14 protein-coding genes are annotated in these 16073 nt (G+C 72.1%); 3 read left to right on the top strand and 11 right to left on the bottom strand.

Going from position 1 to position 16073, the window contains the following annotated elements; genetic code table 11:
- The first annotated feature begins 51 nt into the window (after positions 1-51).
- Positions 52-858, top strand: a complete 807-nt coding sequence (locus AB0M30_RS03945; protein ID WP_364579439.1) for a serine protease — start codon at positions 52-54, stop codon at positions 856-858.
- A gap of 18 nt (positions 859-876) precedes the next feature.
- On the opposite strand, the gene AB0M30_RS03940 is transcribed toward AB0M30_RS03945, so the two are convergent.
- The 3 genes from AB0M30_RS03940 to AB0M30_RS03930 all read right to left on the bottom strand — a co-directional run bounded on the left by AB0M30_RS03940 (position 877) and on the right by AB0M30_RS03930 (position 4619).
- Complete coding sequence (locus AB0M30_RS03940) at positions 877-1527, bottom strand: hypothetical protein (protein ID WP_364579437.1); 651 nt, start codon at positions 1525-1527, stop codon at positions 877-879.
- Between the two features lie 51 nt (positions 1528-1578).
- Positions 1579-2169, bottom strand: coding sequence for a hypothetical protein (locus AB0M30_RS03935; protein WP_364579436.1), 591 nt, complete (start codon positions 2167-2169; stop codon positions 1579-1581).
- Between the two features lie 155 nt (positions 2170-2324).
- Positions 2325-4619: a sodium-translocating pyrophosphatase gene (locus tag AB0M30_RS03930; RefSeq protein ID WP_364579434.1), complete on the bottom strand. Its 2295-nt coding sequence runs from the start codon at positions 4617-4619 to the stop codon at positions 2325-2327.
- Positions 4620-4969: 350 nt separating this feature from the next.
- Between AB0M30_RS03930 and AB0M30_RS03925 the strand changes: the two genes are divergently transcribed.
- A complete protein-coding gene (locus AB0M30_RS03925; protein ID WP_364579630.1) occupies positions 4970-7453 on the top strand; it encodes a DEAD/DEAH box helicase in 2484 nt (827 codons plus the stop codon).
- Positions 7454-7544: 91 nt separating this feature from the next.
- Here the strand turns inward: AB0M30_RS03925 and AB0M30_RS03920 are convergent, their stop codons facing one another.
- The 8 genes from AB0M30_RS03920 to ssd all read right to left on the bottom strand — a co-directional run bounded on the left by AB0M30_RS03920 (position 7545) and on the right by ssd (position 14418).
- Positions 7545-8162, bottom strand: coding sequence for a bifunctional DNA primase/polymerase (locus AB0M30_RS03920; protein ID WP_103337797.1), 618 nt, complete (start codon positions 8160-8162; stop codon positions 7545-7547).
- A gap of 1152 nt (positions 8163-9314) precedes the next feature.
- Positions 9315-9752: an Rv3654c family TadE-like protein gene (locus tag AB0M30_RS03915; protein WP_364579431.1), complete on the bottom strand. Its 438-nt coding sequence runs from the start codon at positions 9750-9752 to the stop codon at positions 9315-9317.
- On the bottom strand, positions 9739-10074 hold the full coding sequence (locus AB0M30_RS03910; RefSeq protein ID WP_364579627.1) for a TadE family type IV pilus minor pilin: 336 nt from the start codon (positions 10072-10074) through the stop codon (positions 9739-9741). The genes AB0M30_RS03915 and AB0M30_RS03910 overlap by 14 nt, the downstream gene beginning before the upstream one ends.
- A gap of 20 nt (positions 10075-10094) precedes the next feature.
- Entirely contained in the window at positions 10095-10271 is a 177-nt protein-coding gene (locus tag AB0M30_RS03905) for a DUF4244 domain-containing protein (RefSeq protein WP_364579428.1), read from the bottom strand.
- Positions 10272-10299: 28 nt separating this feature from the next.
- Positions 10300-11016 (bottom strand): type II secretion system F family protein, encoded by a 717-nt coding sequence (locus tag AB0M30_RS03900; protein ID WP_364579425.1) that lies wholly within the window; start codon positions 11014-11016, stop codon positions 10300-10302.
- Positions 11013-11771: a type II secretion system protein gene (locus tag AB0M30_RS03895; protein WP_364579422.1), complete on the bottom strand. Its 759-nt coding sequence runs from the start codon at positions 11769-11771 to the stop codon at positions 11013-11015. The genes AB0M30_RS03900 and AB0M30_RS03895 overlap by 4 nt, the downstream gene beginning before the upstream one ends.
- A gap of 46 nt (positions 11772-11817) precedes the next feature.
- The gene (locus AB0M30_RS03890; RefSeq protein WP_364579419.1) at positions 11818-12969 is read right to left on the bottom strand and encodes a TadA family conjugal transfer-associated ATPase; all 1152 of its coding nucleotides are present in this window, start codon (positions 12967-12969) and stop codon (positions 11818-11820) included.
- Between the two features lie 381 nt (positions 12970-13350).
- Positions 13351-14418 (bottom strand): septum site-determining protein Ssd, encoded by a 1068-nt coding sequence (ssd, locus tag AB0M30_RS03885; RefSeq protein WP_364579417.1) that lies wholly within the window; start codon positions 14416-14418, stop codon positions 13351-13353.
- 637 nt (positions 14419-15055) lie between these two features.
- On the opposite strand from ssd, the gene AB0M30_RS03880 reads away from it, so the two are divergent.
- On the top strand, positions 15056-15886 hold the full coding sequence (locus tag AB0M30_RS03880; protein ID WP_364579415.1) for an HAD family hydrolase: 831 nt from the start codon (positions 15056-15058) through the stop codon (positions 15884-15886).
- The last annotated feature ends 187 nt before the right edge of the window (positions 15887-16073 follow it).

Genomic DNA, 16073 nt, shown 5'->3' with positions numbered 1-16073 from the left:
CAGGGAGGTCACCGCTTCACTGGTTTCCCCGTCCAGCCGAAAGGACCCGCCATGACCCGACGCCTGCTCGGCGCCCTGTTCACCGCCGCGACCGCCACAGTATTACTGGGGGTCACTCCGGCGAACGCGGCCGCGGCGAACTTCGCCGGCACCGTGGCCCTGTCCAACTGCTCGGGGTCGGTGGTCAAGCCGGCCGCGACGCCCGACACCGCGCCCGCGCTCGTCATGTCCAACGGGCACTGCCTCGAAACCGGTTTCCCGGCGCCGGGCCAGGTGATCACCAACCGCGCCTCCAGCCGGACGTTCACGCTGCTCACCGCCAGCGGCGGCAACAAGGCGACGCTGCGGGCCAAGAAGATCGTCTACGGCACGATGACCGACACCGACGTGTCGCTCTACCAGCTCACCACGACCTACGCGCAGATCAAGGCCAGCTACGGGATCTCGCCGTTGGAACTGTCGAACGCGCACCCGTCGGCCGGCGCGGCGATCGACGTCGTTTCGGGCTACTGGAAGCGCGTCTACTCCTGCAACATCGACGGTTTCGTCTACCGGCTGAAGGAGGGCAGCTGGACCTGGAAGGACTCGATCCGCTACACCTCCGCCTGCCAGACCATCGGCGGCACCTCCGGTTCGCCGGTCACCTCCGGCGGCAAGGTCGTCGGCGTGAACAACACCGGCAACGAGGACGGCGAACGCTGCACGGAGAACAACCCGTGCGAGGTCGACCAGACCGGCAACGTCACGGTGCACTACAAGACGAACTACGGCCAGGAGACCTACGGCATCCCGGCCTGCCTCACCGCGGCCAACGAAATCGCGCTCACCCAGGCCGGCTGCACGCTGCCCCGGCCCTGATCCGGCGCTCGCACCCGGTCAGGCCGTGCTCGTCACGGCCTCCGGGTGCGGGACCGGTTGCGGCACCGCGCCCGGCCACGCCGCTTCGGCGCCGGGCGGCGGCTCCCCGATCAGCTCCAGCAGCGCCTCCAACCGGCGTTTGCCGGTGATCTTGACGGCCGGGACCTCGGCCTTCGGACCGGTCAGCTTCGCCGCGACCCCCAACGGCGTCAGCGCTTCGACGAGCCGCTCGTGCATGCCGGGTGCGAGCGGGTCGACGCCCAGCAGGTACCCCTGCGTGCCGGGACGGCCGCCGGCCAGCGCCCACATCCGCAGCATCGCGCCGCTCAGCCGGAACCCGTCCGGCACCGCCTTGCCCGAGTCGTCTTCGACCGGGCCCGCACAGCCCTCACGCAGCCACCGCAGCGCCAGCGGCAGCAGATCGACCCGGAACGACGTGCGCACCTGCGGACGGCCACAGTCGGCCTTCGACACCTGGGCGTCCGCACCGCGGCAGCGCAGCTCGCCGGCCAGGACGTGGGCCCGCCACGGCTCCTCGACGACCACCGAAAGCCGGGCGGCGGTGCGCCCGAAGCCGGTGATCTGGCCGTGGCAGCACAGCAGGCCGGCCAGGTCGCCCAGGCCCGGCCCGCTGGCCTCGGCGGAAAAGAGCGAGATCGTCCGATCCACCGCGCTATACTAGAACACAAGTTCGATTCACGGCAGGTCTCGCGCGGATCTTCAGCCGGCAGGCTGATCCAGCTGGCGGCAGGCCGGCGCGCGCTGTTCCGCGGCAGCGAGGGCCGGGACGTCCTTGAGGCCCTTGAGGTAGTCGAGCGCGTCGATGCGGTCGAGCGTCACTCTGGCCTGACCGAGGGCGTCCTTCGTCGCCGCCGCGTCGCCGCGGGCGGCCTCGATGCGCCGGCGCGAGGTCTCGGCCTGCGCGCGGATCTGGGCGAACTGCTCGATGACGTCCTTGCGGCCGCCGTCGGCCGACGGCACCGGCGGCGCACCGAGCGCGGTCAGCCCGGACAGGCTCTGGTCGAGCCCGCCGACCACTGAAGAAAGCAGGTCACTGGACGTCCGGGACGCCTTCTGCGGCGTGCTGGGATCGACGGCGGGCAGCGAAGCGAGCGCGCGGACCAAGTGCGTCACGGCGTCGCAGTAGCCGCCTGCCCAGCTCGCCGCGGGATCGGCCTGGGGCACCACGGTGGACGCCGGCAGCTCCTGCTCCCGCGGCGGCGACTGCACCGGCGACGGCTGACCACACCCGGCGAGACCGAGGGCGATCGTCGTGGTCAGCGCGGCGAAAACGGTGGACCGCTGCCGCACCCGCGTACCTCCTGCCCGACTACGTCCCCGCAGCCCCGACGGTACCGACTCGATGCTGCTTCGCAAGTCGCCGGGCCTTTCTGGGATGCCCGGGCAAGCCCCGGGCCCGGCACGCGTCACCGCGTACCGGGCCCGGGGCCGCCTGGAGCCGGAACTCAGGCCTGGATTTCGGCCGGGGTGTCGGAAAGGACCGTCCCCCGCCGCTTCGAAACCACGATCGCCGCCACGATGATCGCGACCGCGACCAGCGAGATGATGATGCGCACCGCGGTGTTCTCGTCCGGGCCGATCGAGAACTGCACGACGGCCGGCGCGATCAGCACGGAGACCAGGTTCATCACCTTGATCAGCGGGTTGATCGCCGGGCCGGCGGTGTCCTTGAACGGGTCACCCACGGTGTCACCGATGATGGTGGCCTCGTGCGCGGACGAGCCCTTGCCGCCGTGGTTGCCGTCTTCGACCAGCTTCTTCGCGTTGTCCCACGCGCCACCGGAGTTGGCGAGGAAGATCGCCATCAGGGTGCCGCAGGCGATCGCGCCGGCCAAGTAGCCGGCGAGCGCGCCGGTGCCCAGGCCGAAACCGACCGCGATCGGAGCGAAAACGGCCAGCAGACCCGGCGTCGTCAGCTCACGCAGCGAGTCACGCGTGACGATGTCGACGACCTTGCCGTACTCGGGGCGGGTGGTGCCCTCCATGATCCCCGGGATGTCGCGGAACTGGCGGCGCACTTCGTAGACGACCGCGCCGGCGGCCCGGGACACCGCGTTGACCGCGAGACCGGAGAACATGAACACGACGGCCGCACCGATGATGACGCCGACCAGCGTGTTCGGGCTGACGACCTGGTTGACGAACGACTTGGCCGAGTCCATGCCGGTGACCACACCGTTGCCCATGCCCGACAGCGTCTTCGTGATCGCGTCGGAGTAGGAGCCGAACAGCGCCGTCGCGGCGAGGACCGCCGTGGCGATCGCGATGCCCTTGGTGATGGCCTTGGTCGTGTTGCCGACCGCGTCCAGCTCGGTGAGGATCTGCGCGGCCTTCTCGTCGACGTCGCCCGACATCTCGGCGATGCCCTGCGCGTTGTCCGAAACCGGGCCGAAGGTGTCCATCGCGACGATGACGCCGACGGTGGTCAGCAGACCGGTACCGGCCAGCGCCACCGCGAACAGCGCGACGCCGCCGCCGAGCAGGTACGCGCCGAACACGGCCGCACCGATCACCAGGGCGGTGTACACAGCGGACTCGAAACCGACCGAGATGCCGGAGAGGATGACGGTCGCGCCGCCGGTCTCCGACGTCTGCGCGACGTCCTTGACCGGCTTGTACTCGGTGCCGGTGTAGTAGCCGGTCAGCTTCAGGATCACCGCGGCGAGCACGATGCCGATGATCACCGCGATGGTCGCGATGACCGCCGGGTTGCCCGAGTTCTCGTAGCCCACGCCGAAGTCGGAGAAGCTGCTCGGCAGGTACACGAACGCCGCGATCGCCGACAGGACGGCGGAGATGACCGCGGAGATGTAGAACGAGCGGTTGATCGTGACGAGGCCGCCTTCGCCCGCGCGCGCCTTGGTGATGTAGACACCGATGACGGCGGTGATGACACCGATGGCCGGGACGATCAGCGGGAAGATCAGGCCGTGCACGCCGAAGGCGGTACTGCCCAGGATCAGCGCGGCGACGAGCATGACGGCGTAGGACTCGAAGAGGTCCGCGGCCATACCCGCACAGTCACCGACGTTGTCGCCCACGTTGTCCGCGATGGTCGCGGCGTTGCGCGGGTCGTCCTCCGGGATGCCCTGCTCGACCTTGCCGACCAAGTCGGCGCCGACGTCGGCGGCCTTGGTGAAGATACCGCCGCCGACACGCATGAACATCGCGATCAGCGCGGCACCGAAACCGAAGCCCTCCAGCACCTTGGGCGCCTGGCCGGTGTAGACCAGCACGACGACCGCGGCCCCGAAGAGGCCGAGACCGACGGTGATCATGCCGACCACACCACCGGTGCGGAACGCCACGCGCATCGCGATCTCGCGGCCGCCTTCCTCGCGCGACGCGGCGGCCACGCGCAGGTTCGCCTGCGTGGCCAGCCACATGCCGAGATAACCGATCGCGAACGAGAACGCCGCACCGACCAGGAAGAAGATCGAACGACCGATCTTCTCGCTCCAGTCGTCGGCGGGAAGTGCGAAGAGCAAAAGGAACACGATCACGCCGAAAATGGCGAGGGTGTTCCGCTGCCGCTTGAGGTACGCGGCCGCGCCTTCCTGCACCGCCTTGGCGATGTCCTGCATCTTGGCGGTGCCCTGGCCTGCGGCCAGCACCTCCTTGAGCAAGACGTAGCCGATGACGAGTGCGGCAAGCGCGACCACGGCGACTACACCGACAATCGTGTAGCCACCTCCGGAGAGCGTGATGGACCCGCCCTCCGCGAGGAACTGCCGTGACATTCGTCCTCCAGGAGACGTCGCCGAGCGCCAGCGTCGACGGCAAGCCGAGGGTTCGACACGGCCGGCGCTGGCATGGACCCTGTACCGAGCGACACGCTAGCCGGGCAGCAATGCACGTCTCACATGACGCTCACCACAGAGAGGTGTGGATTGCGGGAGTGTATTGGTACCGCAACCAGCGTCTTCACGCCGTCCCGGGGACGGTACATTCCGTTACCTTGTGAGCCTCCTCACTTGATCGATCACTCGATCGCCGATCCGTTGGCGCAGCTGGGGATGCCGAAACTGTCGTACCCCTGTGCCAAGCTCGGCGAGTGGACGAATCACGTGGGCAGCGGCTGCTGAGGCGGGTGACCGCCGGCATCCCGTCGCGCGAGCACCCGGTCACGCACGTCGCGGACCTGCCTGGTCGCGCCGCGCGCTACGCAGAGTGGCCGGCTTGGGCGGATCCGGCGGTCATCGCTGCGCTGCGTGATTGCGGCGTCTCCGCTCCCTGGGCGCACCAGGCCGAGGCGGCTTCGCACGCATACGAGGGCCGTCACGTGGTGATTTCGACCGGGACGGCCTCCGGCAAGTCGCTCGCCTACCAGCTGCCGGTGCTGTCCCGGCTGGCCGCGGGCGAGAAAGCGAACGCGCTGTACCTGTCGCCGACGAAGGCGCTGGGCGCGGACCAGCTGCGTGCGGTGTCCTCTTTGGACGTGCCGGGCGTGCGGGCGGCGTCGTTCGACGGGGACACGCCGATGGCCGAGCGTGACTGGGTGCGCGCGCACGCGAACTGGGTGTTCACCAACCCGGACATGCTGCACCGCGGGATCCTCTCGGCGCACGGCCGGTGGGCCACGTTCTTCCGGCGGCTCGGCTGCGTGGTCGTCGACGAGTGCCACAGCTATCGCGGCGTCTTCGGCTCGCACGTCGCGCTGCTGCTTCGCCGGCTTCGGCGGGTGGCTGAGCACTACGGCGCTTCGCCGGTCTTCGTACTCGCTTCGGCGACCACCGCGTCGCCCGCTTCGTTCGCTTCGCGGTTGACGGGTGCGCCCTGTGTCGCCGTGACGGATGACGCCTCGCCGCGTGGGGCGCGCACGGTCGCATTGTGGGAGCCGCCGCTGCTGGAGGAGCTGACCGGGGAAAACGGCGCGCCGGTCCGGCGTTCGGCCGGGGCGGAGACGTCGCGGATCCTCGCCGACCTGGTCCTGGAAGGTGCGCGGTCGCTGGCCTTCATCCGGTCGCGGCGCGGTGCGGAACTGGCGGCGCTGGGCGCGCGCCGCATCCTGTCCGAAGTGGACCCGGTGTTGGCGGAAACCGTTGCGGCGTACAGGTCTGGCTACCTGCCGGAGGAGCGTCGCGCACTGGAGGCGGCGTTGTTGTCCGGCCGGTTGCTGGGGGTCGCGACGACGAACGCCCTGGAGCTCGGCGTCGACATCGCGGGCCTGGACGCGGTGGTGCTGGCCGGCTACCCGGGCACGCTCGCGTCGTTCTGGCAGCAGGCCGGCCGGGCGGGCCGGTCCGGCGATTCGGCGCTGGTGGTGTTCGTCGCGCGGGACGACCCGCTCGACACCTACCTGGTGCACCACCCGGCGGCGTTGCTGTCGCGGCCGGTGGAATCGGCGGTCCTCGACCCGGCGAACCCGTACGTGCTGGCGCCGCAGCTCGCGTGCGCCGTGGCCGAGCTGCCGCTGACGCTTCCGGAGCTCGAGGTGTTCGGCGGCGCGGCGGCCCAGGAGGTGCTGGCCGAGCTGGCGGACCAGAAGCTGGTGCGGCGCCGGTCGAGCGGCTGGTACTGGACTTCGCGGGACCGGCCGCACGCCGAGGTCGGCATCCGCGGCACGGGCGGCGAGCAGATCGCGGTGGTCGAAGCGGACTCCGGCCGGATGCTCGGCACGGTCGACCCGGGTTCGGCGTGTTTCGCCGTCCACCCCGGCGCGGTGTACCTGCACCAGGGGTCGTCGTACGTCGTCGACGAGCTGGATCTGGACACCGGGCTGGCGCTGGTGCACGCGGAGAACCCGGACTGGACGACGACACCGCGCGAAGTCGTGGACATCTCGGTGCTCGGCACCCAGGAGAAGCAGGACTTCGGCGGGGTGAGCGTCTGCCTCGGCGAGGTGGCCGTGACGTCCCAGGTGGTGGGGTATTTGCGGCGGCGGCCGTCCGGGGAGGTGCTCGACCACACGCCGCTCGACCTGCCGGAGCAGAGCCTGCGGACGCGCGCGGTCTGGTACACGGTGTCCGCCGAGTTGCTCGGTTCTTCGGCCGCCGGTTCCGCTGACCCGGGTGGCTCCGGCGACTCGGCTGGCTCTGATGGTTCCGGCGGCTCGGCTGGCTTCGATGGCGAGGTGGGGACCGGGGGCCATCGGGTGGGGACCGAATCTGCGGGGCCGGTGGGGACCGGGGAGGAGACCCAGGCGGACGGTCGGGGGCCCGTTCGCGAGGGTGGCAGGACACCGGGGGGTGCCGGATTGGTTCCGGCACGGGTCCCCGGTGCCCTGCACGCCGCCGAGCACGCGGCGATCGGCCTGCTACCGCTGTTCGCTACGTGCGACCGGTGGGACATCGGCGGGGTGAGTACCGCGTGGCACGAAGACACCGGGGAGGCGACGGTGTTCGTGCATGACGGCCATCCCGGGGGTGCGGGATTTGCCGAACGCGGTTATGCCGCGATTGTCCCGTGGCTGGCCGCAACGCGGGAGGCGATCGTCTCCTGCGAGTGCCCGACGGGATGCCCGTCCTGCGTCCAGTCGCCGAAGTGCGGGAACGGCAACGAGCCGCTGGACAAGGCGGGGGCAGTGGCTGTGCTGGGCACCGTGCTCGGGGCGTTGCGTCAACACGGCACCTAGAACGGCCACTTGGTGGTTCATGGAGTTGTCCTGCTCCGCCTCGCCCGGGCTGGGACCGGCCGGCGGCGGTGGTTCGGGTGGTCCGGGTCGCTCAGGCGGCGCTGGTCTGAACCAGCTGCGGCGACCGCTCGCCGGCCAGGGCCCGCACGAGAACGTCGTGCACCTCGGCGGCGTCCGGCAGCTGCCAGCCGCAGACCTCGGGCTTGACGCGCCAGTGCACGACACCGTGCTGGAACGGCGAAGGCGGCAGCGGGATGTAGCTGTCCTTGCCGTGCCACTGGATGGAGGCGCGGGTGGCCAGCTCGGCCGGAACGTGGTCGGCGACGGTGGTGAGGAAGAGCCAGCGGCCGTTCGGCAGCGCGATGATGGGCGCGGGGTGGCCGAGGGCACGGAGGAGGCGGCAGGCGCGCTTGCCGAGTTCGTCGTCGACCTCGACGGCGTCGAGCACGGTGCCGGTGGCGACGAGCAGGCTGTGGGTGCGGTCGGAGAACCAGGTGGCGACCTCGTGGGCGTGAGTGCCGAGCTGCTCGCGCCAAGCGTCAATGGCCGGAACCGGACGGCGCCAGGTGAGGTCGTCGCCTTCCGTGAGCGGAGCGGGGTCGACGCCCGGGAGCACCGGCCAGCCGCGCCAGGCGAGACCGATCGCCTCCGCCCGCAGTTCGATGCGGAAGGCGCCCCGCCAGCTGTCCGGCCAATTCGCGTCCAACATTGTCTTCCTGCCTGCCTTCGAGTTCGGTTCTCCGCGACCCGCTCAAACCCGGTCGTGGTGTCGCACATCTCACTTAACGGCAAGTTGCACATTGCCCGGAACCCCCACGCGACAACCGGTGGTTACGAGGCGATGAACGCCCAGTGATCCGTACGGCCCGACCGAATCCCTCAGCGCGGCTGGACGGTGAACGGTGACCGCACGCGGACCGTTCGTCGCGGGAAACCCCAGGATCCACGGGGTTCTGGACGCCCTCCAGGTGGTGCCGGTGCGCTGGTTCGGCCCAGGTGAGCAGCCGATTCGACCGCTCGCCGTGCATCAACGACCGCTGCCCGTGACAATCAGCCGCTCATCGTCGGGCGGCACGGATCAGCCGGTCACCGCCCCATACCGACCGGTCGGCGTCCGCCGGGCGCCTCGGCGAGGAACCGTCGCCGGTCCCTCGCCGAGGGGCGGTGGCCACGGTGGGCGGCGGCGCGCTGTCGCGGGCGCGCGACGGTGTCGCGTTCTGGCGACAGGGCGGTCGCTCACGCCAGCCGCGGCGGCGGCCGGGCGCGGTGGTTCACCCGCTGTCGCGGACACGCGACAGCGTCGCGCCCTGCCGACAGGACGGTCGCCCAGCTCAGCCGCCACGGCAGCCAGGCGCGGTGGTTCACCCGCTGTCGCGGACGCGCGACAGTGTCGCGCCCTGCGGACAGGGCGGGCGCCCCGCCCCGGCCGCGGCGGCGGCCGGGCGCGGTGGTTCACCCGCTGATCCGGAGCGGACGGATCGGCGCGCCGACCAGGTCACCCGTCGGCGCGGCCGTTGCTGGGCGCGATGGCTCATCGGCCCGCCTGGCGCGGGCGTGGATGGCCTGGGCAGCGCGGTGCCCGACCGCAGCCTTGGCCGGGCGTGGGCAGATGGCCTGCCGCTGTCGCGGGTGCCTGACAGCTGCAGCCATGACAGGGCGCCGTGGTTCACCTGCCAACCGCCAGCGGACGGGTCGGCGCGCCGACCAGGTCACCAGTCGGCGCGGCCGTGGCTGGGCGCGATGGCTCTCCCATCGGCCGGGCGCGGTGGTTCGGATCGGCCCGCCACCCAGGCCACCCGTCAGAGAGGCCGCCGCTGTCGCGGGTTCGCGACAGCGTTAGGCCATGGCCGAGCGTCGTGGTTCACCTGCCGGCCCCCAGCGGGCGGACCGGTGTGCCGCCCAGGTCGGCCGTTGGGGCTGCCGTGGCTGGGCGTCGTGGTTCCTCTGCCGGGCCGGCTCGGGCGTGGGCGGATGGCCTCGGCAGGCCGGCCAGGGCTGGGCCTCGTGCCTCGACTTCGACCAGCGCGTCGAGCTGCTGCCAGCGGCAGGTCACGAGCGTCACTCCCATCCGGTCGGCTACCCATCTCGCGCGTTCGCACGCTTGGACCGGACCTTCGTTCGCGTGCGAAGCCGCGGCCAGCGCGCCCAGGTCGGCCGCTGACTCGGCACGGTGGCGGGCTATCACCGCCGCTCCCAGCCATAACGCGAGCGTTGCCACGCCCGTCAGGGCCACCACCGCCATTGCCGTCCAGATCGTGGCCGCCCCTCTGTCCGAGGCGGGCCCGTCAGCCCTGGGCACCTGGCACCTCCGTGCCCGGCTCGGCGACCGCGTAGGCCGTTGCGTCGAGGTGGATCGCCGGGAGGAGGCCGGCCGCCGGGTGGGCCGTCACCTTTGCCGTGATCGTGTCGCCGATTTGCTCGAACGCCAGGTTCGCGCCCGGCGGCCCTATCTCGTGGACCGCGGCCGCCGCCTCGGTTGGCTGGCCCCTGGCCAGGAGCCGCGCCGCCTCGCGGGCCGCGTCCGTGCAACGCAGCTGGCTCGTCAGCGCCGTGAGGCCCGCGATCAGGAGGACCGTCACCACCGTCAGGCCGGTCAGGCCGAGCGCTGCCTCGACCGTCACCGAGCCTTCGTCTCTGCGTCTCACGACGGCACCGACATGGCCTTCATGACCAGGTTCGTCAGCCAGGAGACGACCGAGTCTCCTGTGAGCAAGGAGTAGAGGACAGCGGCGAACGCCGCGACGGCGACCGTGACGATGGCGTACTCGACCGTCGTGGAACCGTCGTCCGAGCGGGGCCGGCGGCGGAACGTGCGCATGGGGATCTCCCTTCGAGGGGGTTCGTGGTCAGAAGAGCGGGCCGAGCCGCCCGGCGAGGCCGAGGACGACCGGCAGCACGCCCAAGCAGAAGAAGGCCGGCAGGAAACACAGACCGACCGGCAGCGCGAGTGCCACCCCGGCCCGCTCGGCGCGTTCTTCGGCCTCGGTGGCCAGCTCGTCGCGGAACCGCCCGGCGAGGTCGCCGGCCGCCGCGGCGAACGCCGCCCCGGAACGGGACGTCCGGATCGCCGCGGCCGCCAGCTCGGCCAGGCCGGGAGCGGCCTGCACCGGCGCCCAAGCCTCGTCCGGCCGGGAGCCGAGGGCGAGCAACCCGGCCGTCGAGCTCAGCGCCGTACTCGCTGCCGCGGGCGCGGTGCCGGCCACGGCCTCCAATGCCGAGGGAACCGGCAGACCGGCGCGCAGGCAGGCGGCGAGGAGGTCGAGCGTGCCCGCCAGCCGCAGTTTGGCGGCGATGTCCACGGCCGCTGACCGGGGACGGCGAGTGCGGCGGATCGCCCACCACCCGGTCGCGGTCACGATCGTGCCCGCCACCACCCCGGCGACCCCGCCGACCAGCACCGCTGTCGAGACGCCGCCCACCGCCGCCGCGATGTGCGGCAGCGCGCGGTGCGCCGCGTGGACGGGCTTCGTGCCGTCGGTCAGCCGCGTGAAGCGCCGCACGATGGCTTCGTCCGGCCAGCTCAGCAATGCCCCGCCGAAGAGCAGGAGCGCGATCGCGGTCACCGGATCCGCACCCGTCCGGTCAGGGCCCGGCACCAGGCCGTGCCCGCCCAGAGCAGGACGCACCCAGCGACCAGCAGCGCCGGGCCCGGCGTACTGCCGGTCAGCACGGACAGCGGAGCCGCGCCCATGGCCTGCCCGAGCAGCATGCACAGCACCGGCAGTCCGGTGAGCACCGCCGCACTCGCTCGCGGGCCGGCCAGCTTGGCGCGCATCCGGCGGCCGAACGCCAGACCGGCTTCGGCGTCGCGGCGGGTCGCGTCGAGGACGTCGGCCATCGGGAGGCCATGGCGTTTGGCCAGCGCCCAGGCCGCGGCCAGCTGCGGTAAGGCCGACGTGGGCGCCTCGGTGTCGAGCTGGGCCGCCGTCGCGAGGGCCCGGAGGTCACCCGCCACGGCCGGGACCACGTCGGCGGCTGCTTCCGCCGCCCTGATCGGGTGGGCTCCGGATCGGAGCTCGGCGACCATCGTGCGCAATGCGGTCGCGGTGTGCGCGGCCATCGTCAGGTCCGCCGTGGCTCGGCGGTGGGCTCGCCACTCCTGGCTCCACGCCAGTGTCAGCACGCCGGCGGCGATCGCGCCTCCCGCTCCCGCGAGCAACCCGGCGAGAGCGGCCGGGAGCAGCCAGCGGACGGCGCGCCACACCTGGGGAACCCGGACGGTGGCCGGTGGCTCGATCATGACCTGGAGCCGGTTCGGTGCCGCCGGCCAGCACGCCAGGGCCGCGCCCGCGCACAGCAGGAACCACGGGATGATCATCGCCGCCTCCTTCCGTTGTGCGGGAAAGGGTTCGGCAGCAGGAGGCTCAGCACGCGATCGCCCCCGACGCCACGAACAGGTGCCGGTCGACCGTCCACCGGCCCGCACGCCACACCGGCACGACCCGGGCCCGGCCGTGTTGGGCGCGAAGCACGCCGACCTCGGCGAGGCGCCGGCGGCCGTCTGCTTCGCGCCGCATGTGCAGCACCACGCGGATCGCGGCGACGAGCTGGCTGTGCACGGCGTCGCGGCCGAGGCCACCGAGCACGGCCAGTGCCTCGATGCGGGCGGGCACCTCGGCCGGGGAGTTCGCGTGGACGGTGCAGGCGCCGCCGTCGTGACCGGTGTTCAGCGCGGTCAGCAGCGCGCCGACCTCGGCGCCGCGGACCTCGCCGACCACCAGCCGGTCGGGACGCATGCGCAGCGCCTGGCGGACGAGCTCGGGCAGGCCGACCGCGCCCGCACCCTCCACATTGGGCGGACGGGCGACGAGGCCGACGAACTGCGGGTGGGCGGGCTGCAGCTCGCCGGCGTCCTCGACGCAGACGATCCGTTCGCCCGGATCGACGGCGCCGAGCAGCGCGGCCAGGAGCGTGGTCTTGCCCGCGCCCGTGCCGCCGGTGACGAGGAACGCCATCCGCCTCGAGACGACGGTGCGGAGGAGCCTGGCACCGGCCTCGTCGAACGCGCCGAGTTCGCCGAGCGTGGTGAGGTCGTGCGTCGCCGGGCGCAAGACGCGGAGGGACAGGCAGGTGCCGGCGGCCGCGATCGGCGGGAGGACGGCGTGCACGCGGATGCGGCCGTGCGGGCCGGCGCCGGGGAGCCAGCCGTCGACGTAGGGCTGGGCGTCGTCGAGGCGGCGCCCGGCCGCGAGGGCGAGGCGCTGGGCCAGGCGGCGGACGGATTCTTCGTCCTTGAAACGGATGCCGCTGCGGATCAGGCCTTGCGGGCCGTCGGTCCAGACTTCGTGCGGGCCGGTGACGAGGACGTCGGTGGTCGCCGGGTCGTCGAGGAGCGGGGCCAGCGGGCCGGCGCCGATGAACTCGTCGCGGGCTTGGCGGGCGGCGTCGAGCACCGCGTCGTGGCCGAGGACGCCGCCGGCTTCGGCACGGACGGCGGTCGCGACGGCGACCGGGTCGGCCTGGCGGCGGTCGCCGGCCAGGCGGTTGCGGACGCGGTCGACGAAGTCGGTGGTCATGAGTTCGCCCGCCTTGCTCGGTGGTGGGTTCTCGAGGTGGCCGGCGGGCGGTCGCGCGATGCGGTGACGCGGGTGCCCCGCGACGAGCGCCGATCCAGCGTCCCGCGCCGCGGCGCGGGTGACCCCGCCGACGCGGTTGTCACGACTCCCCCTGCTCTGCCGGTAGCGCGGGCTGATGGATGGCCGGCGGCTCGCTGGGCGATTCCATGACTCGCATACCCGGCAGTGGGCATGCGCGCGGCTCCGGTTGGGGGCGCAGCAGCGTCGAAAACCTCGCCGCGCTTGCCGGGGCTCGGGTCAGCAAGCTCAGGACCGTCGGGAGCAGCAGCTCCGACACTCTGGTCGGGGCGCTCGTGGCGCGGAGGTCGTGGGCTGCGGGGCTCATCGGCCGGCCGCCTGGGCTTCGCGGCGGGCTATAGCCAGGATCTCGGCCGCCGTTTTGGCCAGGGGGCCCTTTGGTTTCGTCGGGAACTCGGCGCGCTCCAGTGCGTGCCAGAGGCCGCGCTCCGGGGGCATCGAGGCCATCAGGGGTGGGCCGATCAGGGCGGCCGTGCGGACGGCCGGGTCCTTCGAGTGTCCACATGTGACCATGCCGATGCGGGCCGTCAGCTTCGAAAGGCGGTTCAGCACCTTCTTCGCCGCCAGGCACGCCCGGATCTCCAGCGGCACCATCAGCAGCACCAGGTCGGCCCGCAGCACCGCCTCCTCGGACGCCTCGCCGAGGGCACGCGGGAGGTCGCACACCACCGTGCGGCCCGCGCGGCGACCGGCGGACAGGATCGCCGACAACGACTCGACCTCCGGGCCGTCGCCTTCGGGGCCGGACGCGAGCACCGGGAGGCTGCCACCGCGGTGCCTCCGCTGCGGGAGCTTCGCGGCCAGCGACGACACCGATACCCGGCCGCTCAGGTGCACGTCCGGCCAGCGTGCTCCGGGCGTCTTTTCCAAGCCCAGCAACACATCCAGGCCGCCGCTGAGCGGATCGCAGTCCAGCAGCAGGGCGCCGCCCGGATCGCTGTCGGCCGCCAGGGCGAGGGTCGCCGCGAAGACGGATGCCCCCGCGCCACCCCGGCCGCCGACCACGCCGAGCACCAGCCCGGGTTGCTCCGCCGGTGTCTCGACGACGTCGGCGAACGCACCGGCGAGCGCGGATTCTTCGTCGGGCAACGCGATCACGCGCTCGACGCCGCTGCGGAAGGCGTGCTCCCACGTCGCCGGTCCCGGACTGCCCTTGCACACCAGGAGGATCCCGCCGCGCCGGGGCAGTGCCGGTGGATGCCGCACGGCTTCTTCGTCGAGGACCACCAGCGGCGCACGGGCCCAGTGCCCGCTCGCCGCCGTCAGGTCCGGTGCGCGGTCGAGTTCGCAGCCCGCGACCGCGGCCACGCGCAGTATCTCGTCGAGCACGGTTTCGTCCGCGGCGATCACCAGCGGTCGTTCCCCCGTCATGCGGTCCTCCCCCGTCGTCGGTGCGGGCCGTGGGTGGCCCGTGTTCCACCGTCGCGGGCGGGGGTGGGGCGGCACAACGGGGTGGGCGGCCGGCTGTGGACAACCGGGGTGTTGTGGACAACTGCCGCTCGTGACCCGCTCGCGGACCGGTTCGGCCGGTGGCGTGTGGCAGGATGACCGCCGCCCGTGACGCATCCGCGGCGGAAAATGGCCATGAATTTCCGCACGAGAAGATTCCGCGTCAAGCGCGAACACGTTTCGTCACGCAACAGGAAATTGACGAAGGTAAACGGAAGGCAAGAAGGCCGCGTGCGTCGCCGTCGAAAACCGGAATCCAGCAGGGGCAACGGAAACCGGGAAGGCAAACGGGAGGTAAGAGGGCGGCCCCCGCCAGGGGGGAGGGACGGGGGCCGCCGTGGGTTCAGCCCCGGGGGGTCGGACTGAACCGGCCCGGTTGGACACCGGACTCCCTCACTGTAACTCCGCCCGGCGCCGGATCGCGCGCCGGATGAGGCACACAGTTCGGTAACGGCACAGCGCGCCCGAAGTGCCTGTCTGTCATGGATTTTCCGCCCGGCGCGACGCGCGTGTGGTGGATCAACGGGACGCGCCTCGATCAAGCTTCTATCCTGGGCGGGTGGCCGAACCGAGCAGCGCGCCGTCGCGCATCCGGAAGCCGGGCCCGGAGCACGCGGTGGCCGCGTTCTTCGACCTGGACAAGACGATCATCGCTTCGTCGAGCGCGCTGGCGTTCAGCAAGCCCCTCCTCAAAGAAGGGCTGATCAACCGTCGCGCCGCGTTGCGAAGCGCCTACGCGCAGCTGGTGTTCTCGCTCGCGGGCGCCGACGAGAACAAAACCGAGCGACTGCGCGCCGAAGTTTCCGCGCTGTGCGCCGGCTGGGACGTCGCCCAGGTTTCGGCGATCGTCCGCGAGACGCTGCACGACGTCGTCGACCCGCTCGTGTACGCGGAGGCGGCGGAGCTCATCGCGCGGCACCGCGAGGACGGGCACGACGTGATCGTGCTGTCGGCGACCGGCGAAGAGGTCGTCGCGCCGGTGGCGGAGATGCTCGGCGCGACCCGGAGCGTCGCCACGCGGATGCAGATCGTCGACGGCCGCTACTCCGGCGAAGTCGACTTCTACTGCTACGGCGCCAACAAGGCCGTCGCCGCGAAGCAGCTCGCCGCGACCCACGGCTACGACCTCGCCGAGTGCTTCGCCTACACCGACTCGAGCACCGACATCCCGCTGCTCGAGGTCGTCGGGCACCCGCACGCGGTCAACCCGGACAAGCTCCTGCGGCGTGAGGCCCTCGAACGCGGCTGGCCGATCCTGGCCTTCGACCGGCCCATGTCGCTGCGCACCCGGATCCCGACGCGGTCGGCCGGGATGGTGGCGCTCGGCGTCGGTGCGGTGGCCGCCGGAGCGACCTGGTACAGCCTCAACCGTCGCCGACGGTCCCGCTGACGGGACGCCTGCCACCCACACGGCCGTACGAGTGTCACTTTGCTTGGCCCAGCCCCGAATTGTCCGTCGCGCAGGGTGCCGGTGTCACCCGATCCAGCCTCTGTACCGGTGCACCCGTCCGCGCACTTGAAGTGACCGGGCTCACGGCGTAGAAAGTAGGTGCGGACGTTCGGTCGGCCAGGGAACA

Origin of the sequence: Amycolatopsis sp. NPDC051716, assembly GCF_040681595.1 — a bacterium.
Taxonomy (GTDB): domain Bacteria; phylum Actinomycetota; class Actinomycetes; order Mycobacteriales; family Pseudonocardiaceae; genus Amycolatopsis.
The sequence above is the reverse complement of the archived record's forward strand: the minus strand, read 5'-3'. Positions and strand labels throughout refer to the sequence as shown.

Bases quoted from the DNA above. Each gene is read 5' to 3' on its own strand.
- AB0M30_RS03920 (WP_103337797.1), bottom strand. From the start codon at position 8,162: ATGTTGGACGCGAATTGGCCGGACAGCTGGCGGGGCGCCTTCCGCATC.
- AB0M30_RS03945 (WP_364579439.1), top strand. From the start codon at position 52: ATGACCCGACGCCTGCTCGGCGCCCTGTTCACCGCCGCGACCGCCACA.
- AB0M30_RS03930 (WP_364579434.1), bottom strand. From the start codon at position 4,619: ATGTCACGGCAGTTCCTCGCGGAGGGCGGGTCCATCACGCTCTCCGGA.
- ssd (WP_364579417.1), bottom strand. From the start codon at position 14,418: ATGACGGGGGAACGACCGCTGGTGATCGCCGCGGACGAAACCGTGCTC.
- AB0M30_RS03905 (WP_364579428.1), bottom strand. From the start codon at position 10,271: ATGCGCACGTTCCGCCGCCGGCCCCGCTCGGACGACGGTTCCACGACG.
- AB0M30_RS03895 (WP_364579422.1), bottom strand. From the start codon at position 11,771: ATGATCATCCCGTGGTTCCTGCTGTGCGCGGGCGCGGCCCTGGCGTGC.
- AB0M30_RS03890 (WP_364579419.1), bottom strand. From the start codon at position 12,969: ATGACCACCGACTTCGTCGACCGCGTCCGCAACCGCCTGGCCGGCGAC.